Raw genomic sequence first — 12,469 nt, 5'->3', positions numbered from 1 at the left:
ACATCTGACTGAATCGGGTCGACACGGGGCCGCTTCTTATTGAATAAAGGGTGCTGTTGTATGCGGGTTCTGTTGATCGAAGACGATACAATCCTGGGCAAGGCCGTTCGCGACCATATCGCCGTCAACCATTCCGTGGATTGGGTGACTCGGCTCGACGACGCAACAGAGCATGTCAACTCTGCAGTCTACGACCTAATGCTGTTGGACCTGATGCTTCCCGACGGGCTGGGTGTCAATTTTTTACGCAATCTTCGCGCCAAAGGCAGTGTCACGCCTGTCATTATCCTCACGGCACTGGACCAGATTTCCGACCGGATCGAAGGACTCGATGCCGGGGCAGACGATTACATGATCAAACCGTTCGATCTGGCGGAACTGTCGTCACGACTGAATGCCGTTGCGCGACGTTACAGCGGCAATCCCAACCCATTGATCAAAATAGGCGACCTCCAAATCGATCTGGCCGCCAAGACCGTGAGGCAGGACGGGCGCCCCGTTGAACTGACCGGTCGCGAATGGGCACTGCTAGAAAACTTCCTGCAGCGACCTGGTATTGCATTGACCAAGTCGCAACTCGAGGATCGGCTCTATGCCTTTGGCTCAGAAGTCGAGAGCAATACAATTGAGGTCCATGTCAGCCGTCTCCGCAAAAAGCTTGGACATGCGATCATCGAGACGGTTCGCGGCATCGGATACCGGCTTGGAAACGCAAAATGATGCAACCGAAGAGCCTGCAATGGAGACTTTCGCTCTGGCTCGGGCTCGGCGCGGCCCTGTTGTGGGTTGTTACAACGATTGTGACAGCACACCTTCTGCGCCAGGAACTGAATAAGGCCTTTGACAGCGCCCTCGAAGAAACGGCGCAACGTATTCTGCCAGTCGCAGCGCTTGAGATATTGGGACGCGATGCCGACGACACCGAGCAGAGGGTGGCGACCCTGCGCCAGCACGACGAATATTTCACCTATGTGGTGCGTGACGCAGCCGGAACCGTGCAGATGCGTTCCCATAGTGCGGATGTCACCATTTTTCCGCCCTATTCAAGAATGGGTTTCAGCAGCACACCAACCCACAGGCTCTACTCTGACGCCGCAATGCAGGGTAGTCTCACAATTACTGTCGCTGAACCCCTCTCCCACCGGCGCGATACGGCTAAACACATATTATACACGCTTGCTGTACCTCTCTCCCTGGCCGTCCTCCTCGGCTTGATCGGTGTCTGGTTCATCGTACGTCTTTCCATGGCACCGGTTCGCAGTTTTCGCAATCAGATTGAGGCGCGTGGCAGTGGAGATCTTGATCCGGTCGCCGTAAATGGGCTTCCCTCCGAAATTGACACTGTTGCCATAGCGGTAAATCGGTTGTTGGATCGTTTGAAACTGACCCTGGAAGCCGAACGCAGTCTTGCAGCCAAATCAGCCCACGAATTGCGCACCCCGGTGGCAGCGGCGCTCGCACAGTCGCAAAGACTGATCGTCGAGGCGCCCGATGCTACCACGCGCGAACGTGCGCAGGACATGGAAACGGCGCTGCGCCGCCTCGCCCGCTTGACAGAAAAACTGATGCAGTTGGCAAGAGCCGAGGGCGGACGGCTCCTTGCCGAAAAGCCAGTAAATATTGCTGCAATCCTTCGATTAGTTGTAGGCGAGTTCAACGGATCTACCGATGCTGTCGGTCGCATTGAGTTGACTCTCCCTGATTGCCCCGTGCTTAAGAGCATTGATGCGGATGCGTTTGCCATACTAGCGCGCAACCTGATCGAAAACGCACTCAAACACGGTGCACAGGACATGCCTGTTCTCGTAAGTCTTAAAAGCGACGGGGAACTGCGTGTTGTTAATGGCGGCCCAGTCGTGCCGCCCGAAACGCTTGCTCGGCTGAGTGAGCCGTTCGAGCGCGGTCAGGCTCTTGTGCGCGGTGCAGGACTTGGTCTTGCCATTGCCAAAACAATTGCTACTGGAGCAGGCGGTCGGTTGGAGTTTTCCTCCCCGGCATCTGGCAAGAAAGACGGCTTCGAAGCGAGGTTTTCTTCCATTGCATGAATGCCGAACCGGTGCACCACTGACCATTGAGAAGCGCCTCGCTGCTTTGATTGCCAGTCAAGAATTCATGTTCGTCCAGATGTGACGCTCAGTATGGGGCCTTACGCTTTCATTAGGAGCCGGAGTTAACGGTCAGATTCGCGACTTATACCATCCGTTTTGGCTCCAAATGCTGCCCGATACCGCCAGCAGCACTCAGCAACGCCATCTTTCTCCCATGGCGCGGACTTTAGTCGTAGTCGGGCTCTTCAACCGGGAACGCATCGACGTAGCCGAAATCTACGGTGAAAGTTTTCTGACTGACCTCAATCTCGTGGAGCACAATGCCGTTAGTAACGTCCCGATCCGCGACAATCGTGAGATGAACAGGTACGTCCGTAGTGGTCGCCACATACTCGCTGCCCATGCTGACGCTTTCTCGGTCAAGGCTGTCCCAGACCGAAAAGCTGAAGTTAGCCTCGAAATCTGCCTGGATGTCGACCTCGACTGAGAATGTGACTGTGTTGTCATCGGCTGCCAGTACTACCGGCTTGGCGAGCGTGCCCATCAGGATTTCTTTGAGCTTAGCATCCATAGGCTCCGCTTCAAACTCGACTGAGCAGTTGGCATCAACATCGTAGTCGATATATGTGAGCCGTTCGACGATTGCGTCGCGAACCGCGCCTTCGAAGTGCTTCTCATCTCCATCGAGCCAAAGCTCGACGATCTTGTCGGCGAGATCTGCGTCCTCGAATGCCTCGCTGTAAATCCCGAGTGCCTCAGTCAGCGGAAAGACCGTAACCAAGTGCTCTGACTTCGCGGCGAAGTCCTTCCACGCACTGTCTTGGGCAACACAGATGACGAGCTTGCCCTTCGCCTTCGCGTACTCTTCTAGGCACAACAGTGCAGCGGCATCAGGGAATTCTTGCTTGCGAGTTTCCTTTTTCCCGAAAGGCGTCTGCACAGCAAAGTATCGGCGGAACAGCTCAGCTAGGCCGTCCGGTGTATCGGCGACCTTAATTACCTCAGCGCCTACAACTTTGACGAAATCGTCAAACTCTGATCTTGCGAATTCCGCGGGATCTTTGTCTATAAACAAAGCTGTGTGCTCGCCTGCCGGACTCTGTCGAAACCACCGGAGATTGTTGCTTCGGAGAGCCGTCTTCAGTGCCCGCTGCGTGTCCGCAGCCTCAACTTCCAAATGAGCCATCATCTCGCTGGCAATCACATCCGTGATCAGGATAGGTGTGTGCCGGGTTCTGATCTGTGAGATCGACCGGAAATCGGTGCGGCGGAAATCCCTCTGCTTGCTGTCGAAGACGGTTGTATCGATCGTTACCGCTGCGATTCGGCCATCGCTGATGGCTTCAATCACCTGCTGTCGGGTCATTTCCGGCATTTTTTCACCAATGCTTGTTTCGAGTATGGTTTTATCTTTTTACTAGGTCCCAATCCAGCTCGGTCGGTCATAGGTCTCAAGTTCTCGGCAGGCTACTGCTTAGCCATCCCTTCGTTGGAAGTCTGCTTTGCTCAGACCAAATGATTGCGAGGGTTCACCGCGCAGGACCGCGCGCGCCAGATCAAAGTTCACTGGCATAGGCCGTTCCGCTACTGGATCGTGATTAATACAACAAGCAGAGACGTGTCGGTTCATGAACACAACTGACCGAAGAGCATACTTTCAACATTGAACTACGCTTAACTTGCAGGCGCGAGCCATAAATCCGGAACCAGTGCGTCACCATCCCGCCATTCAGCAATAGGTACAACGCCAGAAAGTTCTCCCCAAACGTCAGCACCGGCGTGGTCGAGCACAATCGCCTGCAACTGGCCTTTCGCAAGAACGATCTCGTCTGCAATGGCTGAAAATACTCCCCGTACGGCGGCAATGTCCTGATTTCGCGTTCGCCCTGGCGCATCCCGACCGGGTCTGTCAAATCCCGACGGGAAGTAAACCTGGCTTGGCTGGTCATAGATAAGGAAACCCGGAACGCAATGATCCGGAAGCTCTCTGAAGAAACGCTGGAGTGACAAAGTTACCGCGACATGATAGGCGAGCCAGTTCGCCCCGCTACCTATTTCCCATAAGTAGTCCTTGCGATCGGGATGAACAACACGCACCGTCAGGTCATCAATCAGAACCTCAATCGGTGCGTTTGGCCATTCCCCATCCAATTTGGGGAGGATGGAGGCCGCGATTTTTGCAACGTAAAGAAGAGCATTTTCAGTTCGTCGACGCACCTGTTGCTCTGAATAAATAGCCTTTTGTTCATCGATTAGCCCATATAGGCGACCAACCTCATCAGCTTGCGCGCCACTATCGTCGGCGCGCTCAAACGTTTCGAGAGCTTGTTCCAGCCGGCCAAGGAAACGCTCTACTCTATCGCGTCGGTAGGTTGCTTCCTTCACCTCGTCAGATCGCCGTTCAAGGATATTGATCTCTTGGCGAACAGCAGCCAACTCTTTCGTCGCAATATCCAAGTCCGATCTGATCCGTAGGCGTTCTTTGTCGAAAGTATCAGATAAGCTCGGTTGCGTGCGCAACTGGATTTCGATCCCTGCAAGAGCCTGCACGAGCGCGTCGATTTTCTCACGGCCTTCCGCAAGTACCGCTAGGGGATCATTAACGGGTTCTGTCCTGGTCTTAAGCCAATCCGCGATATCCAGCCGGTCCTTCTGGATTCGAATGGCCCCACCGTACTTTCTGCTACTTTCAACAAGGCGTTCCACCTCTCCAAGGTGTTGCCGGAGAATGGAAAGTCTGGCAGCAGTTTCCGATTCTCGATTTTGTAAAAGTTCGAGTTGGCGTAGCGAGGGCTCTATCGAGTCAACAGTCGCGAATGATGTTCGTGTGTCAGCGCGTGTCGCCAAACGGAGGAGATCAATCGTATGGTTGGGATCGTCTTCGGGCATCGACGTTCCCTGGGGTAGAAGGCCTAGTTCCAATGCTTGCCTAAGCCAACCGTTGGTTTCTGCCTGCCAAGCCCGGACTGCCTTCTTAACCGTAGACAAAGCGGACTCTGCTTGCCGAAGAAGACGCTGTAAACGATCGATCTCCCAACGAGCAGCGACCAATTCTGGCGTCAACGCGCCAAGCACGTAAGGAAATATTGCCTTTAGTTTTTCGCGATGTTCGGTCGTGTCGGCTCCGAAATATAGAGCCAGGGGATTCGCGACGATATATTGAGGCTGAAAGTTAAAAGCCATCAGGTCGCGAAAACTTACACGACTTTGATAGGCAACATCTGCATCTGGATTGAGACGGAGCCGAGAAAGACCAGACAATTCTCCTAGCTTCCGCTTCACTATATCCGTAGTCGTGTTCTTTTCTGTGATCCTGTCCGGAATGTCGATTTCATCGCCCTCAAGGAGATACATATCCCCCGTCTGCCTAGCATCACCGGGCTCCCTTCTTGCCAAAAGCTTTTTGCCTTCGAGAGTATCCACAACAATACCAAACCAATCGCAGGTATTTCGTATTGTTCCAACCGGAATGCTGCATTTCCCCGATGCCAAGCAATAGTCAATGATTGGAATGACCGCTGATTTACCCGTTTTCGATGCGCCCGTGATGACATTCACCATGCCGGGCACGAAATTTAACACACGCGGTGGATGATTGGCCTTGGGCCAGAGAATCAAACTCAAAATCTGAAAATGCATCTAAGGTTCCACCCACAATAGTGTAAATGCCTGTTCAAGGGTAAGCCTAGCCAACCAGTGACCCAGTTTTTCTGCTCCCGCAATATGATACTTTAACCTTACAGGCGGTTGTGGAGGACGCACCTCATTACTCCGAAGCCTACCCGTATCGTAAGAGATATGCATGAGTCCGCTGGAAATCGCCGCTCCTACAGCGGACAATGTCAGTTCCCTCATCTTCAGTGCGCGTTCCTGTATTGAGATCAGCAGTTCTCGTTCTTCGCCGAGCTTTTTCGTAAATTGTGAAAGACCAGACGAGTTGTTTGTAGATTTGATGCGATCAAGTGTAGGCGCATGATAAAGGAGTGGGAGCACCACAAAGAATGAATGTAACTGAGCAGCTGTACCCAGTTGCTCCTCTTGATAGGATTTGCCAAACCGCCACAGAAGCAGCGCTCCCAAAGCAGGATTCTGTACCAATGCTACCGTTGAAAGGGTTTTCGTCGTCATGACGTTGCCTTCGGAAACAAAGAAAGATGGTCCGGGTGCCAACCTACCTTGCGCTCGTCTGCGAGACAGTTGTATTCTCCAGCGACGAAGTAGCTGGGAAGGGTTTGGCCTTCCAATGGCATCTGTAATTCTGCGCACCTGCGGTAAAGTTGTCGTCCCCTATGCGTGGGAACTAGATGTCCATGGGTGTCCGCAAGCTCATCAGAAGTCAAAGTATGATGGCGAATTAGTGACTGGTCGAGCTCTTCTAGGCTACTGTCGACTATACTCCCGTTATCGGCCCATGTGACTTTGTCAGCTATCGTTCGTAGAAAATCACTCACCGCCGTTGTCATGAGGGTCTCCGACACCTCGATAGCGGCAAGCTGGCGCACGAATGTTGGCTGTCTGCTCAGAACATCAGCGATTTGATTAGGTCCGGGTACACCCGTAGTCGAGGCAAGAAGCTTTGAAAAGTCATGTTTTCTTATAAAGGCTCTTAGCTTCTGCCGAAACGCTCCTGAATCTAGAATCGGTATTTTCTTTTTACGAATTAGGCTGTCGACTTCGGTCTTGGCCATTCCGATTGCGGCGGCACAGAACTGATCAAGGCTTTCTTCGGGAAGTGTTGCAAGCAGCTTTCCCCGGATTGGGTCGACTGGGTCTTCTTCGGTTTGCAATTCAAATTGTCTAATCACTTTCAGACAAATGTCATCGCCTGCGTCGAGAAATTTGTTGATTAACGGCTCCACGCCAACGCCCTTTTTACCTCTAAAGGTCTTCGTTTTGAATTTCTTTAGTAGCAGGGCTGCTTTGGTCTCATCGTTGGCGTCATGTAAATCACGCACGAGATTGCCAACTTTGACGGGTGTGACGTAAAATCGAAACACTGTTGCAGAATTAAAGAGTGATGTAGGCAGTGAAGCCCAATTCGAAAGGGTCTTCCACAATTCCGCCGAGCGATCTGACGCTGGATTACCAGTCAGCGAGCTTTTTGATTGCTCGAAGCCCACCCCGCCGGACGCATCGTGGATCGCGATATCATCAAATAGTTCCAGCGAGACCCGACAACCATTTGCGACACTCATCAGATGGTAGCAAAGCCGCACCGGTTGAAGGCCATAGCCAAGATATTGGCCTGGTACAGATGTCTTGAGTTTTGGATATTCGTCCAATGGCATCGTATTCCGAAAAGATTCCCCACCGACTCAAGCTAACCGAAATCTGTGGTTGCACAAGACTTGCTCACGTTAACTAACATCCTTTTCGAAAAAGGAACCCATATACTGGTGTCTCAGAATGGGGTTGTGATTATCTGTTCACAAGCCAACAGCGCGATTTCCAGCAATGCGCAGCGTGGTAATCTCTTTGGAGAGCAATCAGACATGCCATCCCGGCGCCCGTGCCTTCGAATTGCCGAGCAGATTCTCGCTTATCGCGATTTTTAGAGCATATAAAAACAATGGCTTAACATCGTTTTATCAACCTAAATGGCGCTTAGCTTTCGTTACATCGACGGTGTTTTTCTGTGTTTATCACCATCGATAATTATACAGTATCGATGGTGATTGATTTGAAGCCGCAAATCGGTAAAAGTCGGGCAAAGGCGCGCGAAAGCAGCGCCTCTTGACCGATCACGGAGGCTGTCTTTGGCCCAATTGCCCGATCCCGCCAGTGAGTGCCGTGCGCTACAGCTCGATACGATTGCCGCCGTGCTGCCGATGAACCGGCGCGACATGCTGGCGGAGATTTTGACCGATCAGGACGTCGAGACGCTCCGCCATCTGGTCAAGGAAGGCATGGGCGAGAATACGCTGCGTGCGCTAACCTCGGATCTGGCCTATCTCGAAGCCTGGTCGCTGGCTGCCACCGGTAGCCCCCTGCCCTTCCCGACACCCGAAGCCCTGTTGCTGAAATTCATCGCCCATCATCTGTGGCGACACCAGCAACGCGAGATCGATCCCGATCACGGCATGCCAGCCGGCGTGGAAGCGGAATTACGCAGCCAAGGTTTTTTGCGCGCATCCGGACCGCATGCGCCAGCAACCGTGCGGCGGCGTCTGTCCAACTGGTCGACATTGACCCGCTGGCGCGGGCTGGAAGGATCGTTTTCGGCACCGTCCGTCAAATCCGCTCTGCGTCTTGCCGTGCGCGCCACCAATCGTCCGCGCAGCCGCAAGAGTGCGCAGGCGATTACCGGCGACATCATGACGAAACTTCTGGAAACCTGTGTTGGCGACGATTTGCGCACGCTGCGCGATCGGGCCATCCTGATGGTCGCTTTTGCCTCTGGCGGCCGCAGGCGCAGCGAGGTCGCACGCCTCGCACTGGAACAGTTCACCCTGGAAGAGCCCGTAATCGACAAGGATGGCAGCCCCCTCCCCTCTTTGTCGATCCGCCTCGGGCGCACCAAGACGGCCAGTGCCGAGCAAGACGAGGTCGTCTATCTGACCGGTCGCCCCGTCGACGCGCTCCATGCATGGATTGCAGCGGCGAAGATCGAAAGCGGCAGTCTGTTTCGCGCCGTCGATCGATGGAACAATGTCGGACGCCAGGCAATCGATGCCCAAACGGTCAATGCAATCGTCAAAGCACGGGCCGCGAGCGCCGGTCTCGATCCGAAGGCGTTTTCGGCGCACGGGCTGCGCTCCGGCTATCTCACCGAAGCGGCCAATCGTGGCATTCCGCTCCCGGAAGCGATGGAACAATCACGCCATCGCTCCGTGCAGCAGGCATCCGACTATTACAACAATGCCAAGCGGCGCAGCGGACGCGCGTCACGATTGCTTTAGCCCCGGAAGCGTAGAGCTTGGATCAGCATGGAAAACCCGGAGGCGCGGAGGAATGCTGCCTGCGGCTCGGGTAATAGAGATAATAGCCGGGGAACAGCGGACAGCAATCATCAAGCACGCGATCGATCAGTCCGTCGGCTATGAGCGGAAGCACCTGATCCTCAGTGATATCGGCATTGAAGTGGCGCATATGATCCGCAAGGGCTGCTGGCATGCCACCTATCTCTGCTGTGGCAGGATCAGGATTGCCCTGAAATCGTTGACGTTCGTCCCTGTTGGTCCAGTCACGAACAGATCATTCAGCATCGAAAAAACAGAATAGCTATCGTGCCGTGAGAGCATGTCTCTTACATCCATGCCATTTTCCAGAATGCGCCTCGCCGTCGTCCCATCGATGAACGCCCCTGCATTCTCCTCAGATCCGTCGATACCATCCGTATCCGCTACCAAAGCATGCACATCTAGGCCATCGATCCACGGAGAGAGAGCAAGTGCGAACTCGCCGTTTCGCCCGCCACGACCGCCCTTGCTTCTGACAGTGACCGTCGTTTCTCCACCGGAAAGAAGAACGCAGGCTGAGACAAACGGCTGGTTTCGCCGGGCAATCTCAGCCGCAATTGCACCATGTACTGCCGCGACGTCGCGCGCCTCGCCTTCGATGGCGTCAGACAGAATATGAGCTTCGATGCCGGATGATCGGGCCAACGCGGCGGCGGCCTCAAGCGATACGCGAGCCGAAGCGATGACCTGATGATGATTGCGGGAAAAAATCGGATTCTCAGGCTGCGGGGCGTCCGCATCAGACGAGCCAATGAAATCGAGCACTCGATCCGGTATTGCCAGAGAATACTGTTTGATCACACGCAAAGCGTCATGCCGCGTCGTCCTGTCGGGGATTGTAGGCCCGGACGATATGAGCGCCGGATTGTCGCCCGGTATGTCGGAGATCACCAGACTGACAACCTTCGCCTTTGTGACGGCAGCGAGACGCCCTCCCTTGATGCGGGAGAAATGCTTTCGAACGGCATTCATGGCGGAGATGGGAGCGCCGGATGCCAGAAGTGTACTGTTGAGTTCAATCTCGTCTTCCAGCGTAAATCCAGAAGGAGCGGCTGGCAGCAGTGCGGAGCCGCCACCGCAGATCAGCGCAATCACAAGATCATTTTCAGATAGGCCTGCGATCGTGTCCAGCAGCCTTTGGGCCGCCGTGATACCGGCTTCGTCAGGAACGGGATGCGATGCCTCCAGCACGTCGATCGACCGTGTGGCACATCCATACCCATATCGTGTGACGACAGTTCCCGTAAGCGGACCTGGCCATAAGTCTTCAAGAGCACGCGCCATCTGCGCAGAACCTTTTCCGGCACCGATAACGACGGTCCGACCATTTTCAGGCGGTGACGGAAGATGCGCAGCCAGGCTCAAAGCAGGGTCTGCAGCCTTGACGGCGACACTGAATAAGCTCCGCAGAAAATCTCTAGGCTCTGAGAGCTTCATGATGCAGAACCACAAGGAGAAAAGTCTTCAGGCAGATCGCCCCTAAGGTTGCTGGCACGCCGCTCGCGTAGCGCTGTGACGATCTGATCCACAGCTTGCTTTGCCCCTGCTACCCGTGAAGGATGATCCGTGTCTGCCGCTACATGAGGAAGCAAAAGCAACCTACCCGAATACTTTCGAGCAAGCGGGATAAAAGGAACCAATGGTCCGCTCTGCACGCCATCATCGGATCGAAAGATATCGGCGTCGATCGCGGCCGAGGCAATTTTGCCACGTGCCATGGCCCGGTCCAGCGCCGCCACATCGACAACCTCGCCCCGGTCGAAATTGATCAGGACGCCTCCATCCGCCATAGCGGAAAGTATTTCGTCTCCGATGAAGCCAGCATTACCGTAATGCTTTAGCTGGGGATCGAAGCTACCCAATCCAACGTGAACGGAAATCGCATTCGCGCCGGATGCGGCAGCAGCGGCATCCCCGGAAAATTGAAAACCTTCAGCTTCGATTTTATGGCGGTAATGCTCGCGAGCATAGACCGTGACCGACATCCCGAAGGCCTTGCCGAGGCGGGCAACTTCACGCCCGATATTTCCATAGCCAAATACCGTGAGGCGCTTGCCATCGGCCTTTTCAGTTGGAAAACTGCGAAGATCGCGTCCAGTATCGAAACTCCCAGCCATGACGAGATGATGAAGGGTGTCGAAAGGCAGGTCGGGTGTGAATCGTAAAAGTGCCCGTATCGCCATCTGCGCCGTCGCCCGGCTGTTGATACCGGGCGTGTTCATGAGCACGGCATTTCCGCCACGGCCATCACCACCACCCCAGGAAGATGATTGCATATTACCGGTGCCGGCACCTATGCGCACGCCTGCAACGCTGAACACGCTCTGTTTCGGGATCACGGTTGCGGCAGCGATGACCGCGTCATAGCGGCCATCGCTCGTTTCAGTTAGCAGTTCGTCTTCCGTGCTGAGGTTGGGCTGATAAAAGAAATGGATGCGACCAGCATCGAAGGTGGCGGCGGTTTGAATGCCACCGAGGTGGAAAACTTCGCCAAGCCCCTCGATATATTGCCGAACCTCACCGGGATCAGGTTCGCCTTTCTCGTCAAACTTAAGGCCTATAAGGTCGCAAATCAGGACTTTATAGGTGCCGTTTGCATAGTTTTTTGCATCCATTTCAATGTCCGTCAGTCTACGAGATCAGGGTCGGTGCGGATGATCCAATCATAGATCGGCTGGAAATGCAGCCACCCCATGAAGGGTGTGGCCAAATGTTTCGCAGAGTGTGCTGCTTTTTCAGGAGCTACCAGCTTCAGCGGTGAACCGGTTGCCTCCGCTTTCAACTGAATCTCGCAGGCGCGCTCAAGTGCGATAAACCACCAGGCCGCCTCATCGATGCTATGGCGTCCGACGCTGAACAGGCCGTGGTTCTGGTGTATTGCCACTTTCGAATCCCCGAACGCCTTGGCGACTGCAAAGCCCGCGCCGCGCTCCACGACGACGGCTCCTGCCTCTTCCGTAATCACCGCCTGATGACCGAAGAAGCCGCATGCAGTCTGGGTAATTGGATCGAGCGGACGACCCAAAGCTGCCCATGCCATTCCGTTGACGGTATGCGCATGGCACGACGCAATGATGTCCGGGTTTTCCTCATGGATCGCCGAGTGCAGAACGAAACCGGCCTGATTGACGGCCCATGTGCCTTCGACGACCTTTCCGACATGATCGACAAGGATCATGTCGGAGGCCTTGACACGCGACATGCTCATCCCGAACGGATTCGTCCAGAAAAGACCCGGATGCTCGGGATCACGAACGGTTACATGGCCTGCAAATCCATATTCGAACTTGTAGCGCGCGAAAATTCTGCACACGGCCGCAAGGCGCTCGCGGCGATGCTGCCGCTCCTCGGCAACCGTCGAGAAGACAGGCGGTCTGGGAAAATACAGCCCTTCCTGATCCGGTTCATAGATGGATTGCTTTTTCGCAGAAGCAGACATGGCATTCCTCCATTATATGTCTC

General features: G+C 54.5%; 10 protein-coding genes and 1 pseudogene. 3 read left to right on the top strand and 8 right to left on the bottom strand.

Features of this window, described 5'->3' with window-relative positions; translation table 11 throughout:
• The first annotated feature begins 60 nt into the window (after window positions 1-60).
• Together KWJ32_RS22905 and KWJ32_RS22900 are read left to right on the top strand one after the other, a co-directional pair.
• Complete coding sequence (locus KWJ32_RS22905; protein WP_094573455.1) at window positions 61-720, top strand: response regulator transcription factor; 660 nt, start codon at window positions 61-63, stop codon at window positions 718-720.
• Window positions 717-2,045, top strand: coding sequence for an ATP-binding protein (locus KWJ32_RS22900; protein WP_151610511.1), 1,329 nt, complete (start codon window positions 717-719; stop codon window positions 2,043-2,045). Before KWJ32_RS22905 ends, KWJ32_RS22900 begins: the two co-directional genes overlap by 4 nt.
• A 229-nt stretch (window positions 2,046-2,274) precedes the next feature.
• Here KWJ32_RS22900 and KWJ32_RS22895 read toward each other — a convergent pair whose 3' ends face one another.
• From KWJ32_RS22895 to KWJ32_RS22880, 4 genes are all read right to left on the bottom strand, one after another.
• Window positions 2,275-3,423, bottom strand: coding sequence for a PIN domain-containing protein (locus tag KWJ32_RS22895; RefSeq protein ID WP_151610510.1), 1,149 nt, complete (start codon window positions 3,421-3,423; stop codon window positions 2,275-2,277).
• Window positions 3,424-3,722: 299 nt separating this feature from the next.
• Window positions 3,723-5,687, bottom strand: a complete 1,965-nt coding sequence (locus KWJ32_RS22890) for a DUF3732 domain-containing protein (protein WP_151591445.1) — start codon at window positions 5,685-5,687, stop codon at window positions 3,723-3,725.
• Window positions 5,688-6,176, bottom strand: coding sequence for a three component ABC system middle component (locus KWJ32_RS22885; protein WP_151591443.1), 489 nt, complete (start codon window positions 6,174-6,176; stop codon window positions 5,688-5,690).
• A complete protein-coding gene (locus tag KWJ32_RS22880; RefSeq protein WP_192799572.1) occupies window positions 6,173-7,330 on the bottom strand; it encodes an ABC-three component system protein in 1,158 nt (385 codons plus the stop codon). The genes KWJ32_RS22885 and KWJ32_RS22880 overlap by 4 nt, the downstream gene beginning before the upstream one ends.
• Window positions 7,331-7,876: 546 nt before the next feature.
• On the opposite strand from KWJ32_RS22880, the gene KWJ32_RS22875 reads away from it, so the two are divergent.
• Entirely contained in the window at window positions 7,877-8,947 is a 1,071-nt protein-coding gene (locus KWJ32_RS22875; RefSeq protein WP_231771647.1) for a site-specific integrase, read from the top strand.
• Between the two features lie 22 nt (window positions 8,948-8,969).
• On the opposite strand, the gene KWJ32_RS28310 is transcribed toward KWJ32_RS22875, so the two are convergent.
• The 4 genes and pseudogenes from KWJ32_RS28310 to KWJ32_RS22855 form a co-directional block, all read right to left on the bottom strand.
• Window positions 8,970-9,161, bottom strand: coding sequence for a hypothetical protein (locus tag KWJ32_RS28310; protein WP_192799571.1), 192 nt, complete (start codon window positions 9,159-9,161; stop codon window positions 8,970-8,972).
• A 5-nt stretch (window positions 9,162-9,166) separates the two neighbouring features.
• Window positions 9,167-10,444: a glycerate kinase gene (locus tag KWJ32_RS22865; protein ID WP_151610508.1), complete on the bottom strand. Its 1,278-nt coding sequence runs from the start codon at window positions 10,442-10,444 to the stop codon at window positions 9,167-9,169.
• 20 nt (window positions 10,445-10,464) lie between these two features.
• Window positions 10,465-11,592: pseudogene (locus tag KWJ32_RS22860) on the bottom strand (NAD(P)-dependent oxidoreductase); the annotation flags it as partial.
• A gap of 41 nt (window positions 11,593-11,633) precedes the next feature.
• On the bottom strand, window positions 11,634-12,446 hold the full coding sequence (locus tag KWJ32_RS22855; RefSeq protein ID WP_151610506.1) for a class II aldolase/adducin family protein: 813 nt from the start codon (window positions 12,444-12,446) through the stop codon (window positions 11,634-11,636).
• Window positions 12,447-12,469 lie beyond the last annotated feature (23 nt).

It is taken from the genome of Ochrobactrum sp. BTU2 (genome assembly GCF_024539785.1).
Classification (GTDB): Bacteria; Pseudomonadota; Alphaproteobacteria; order Rhizobiales; family Rhizobiaceae; genus Brucella; species Brucella anthropi.
The sequence above is the reverse complement of the archived record's forward strand: the minus strand, read 5'-3'. Positions and strand labels throughout refer to the sequence as shown.

Bases quoted from the DNA above. Each gene is read 5' to 3' on its own strand.
- KWJ32_RS28310 (WP_192799571.1), bottom strand. From the start codon at position 9,161: ATGCCAGCAGCCCTTGCGGATCATATGCGCCACTTCAATGCCGATATC.
- KWJ32_RS22855 (WP_151610506.1), bottom strand. From the start codon at position 12,446: ATGTCTGCTTCTGCGAAAAAGCAATCCATCTATGAACCGGATCAGGAA.
- KWJ32_RS22900 (WP_151610511.1), top strand. From the start codon at position 717: ATGATGCAACCGAAGAGCCTGCAATGGAGACTTTCGCTCTGGCTCGGG.
- KWJ32_RS22905 (WP_094573455.1), top strand. From the start codon at position 61: ATGCGGGTTCTGTTGATCGAAGACGATACAATCCTGGGCAAGGCCGTT.
- KWJ32_RS22875 (WP_231771647.1), top strand. From the start codon at position 7,877: ATGAACCGGCGCGACATGCTGGCGGAGATTTTGACCGATCAGGACGTC.
- KWJ32_RS22890 (WP_151591445.1), bottom strand. From the start codon at position 5,687: ATGCATTTTCAGATTTTGAGTTTGATTCTCTGGCCCAAGGCCAATCAT.
- KWJ32_RS22865 (WP_151610508.1), bottom strand. From the start codon at position 10,444: ATGAAGCTCTCAGAGCCTAGAGATTTTCTGCGGAGCTTATTCAGTGTC.
- KWJ32_RS22895 (WP_151610510.1), bottom strand. From the start codon at position 3,423: ATGCCGGAAATGACCCGACAGCAGGTGATTGAAGCCATCAGCGATGGC.
- KWJ32_RS22885 (WP_151591443.1), bottom strand. From the start codon at position 6,176: ATGACGACGAAAACCCTTTCAACGGTAGCATTGGTACAGAATCCTGCT.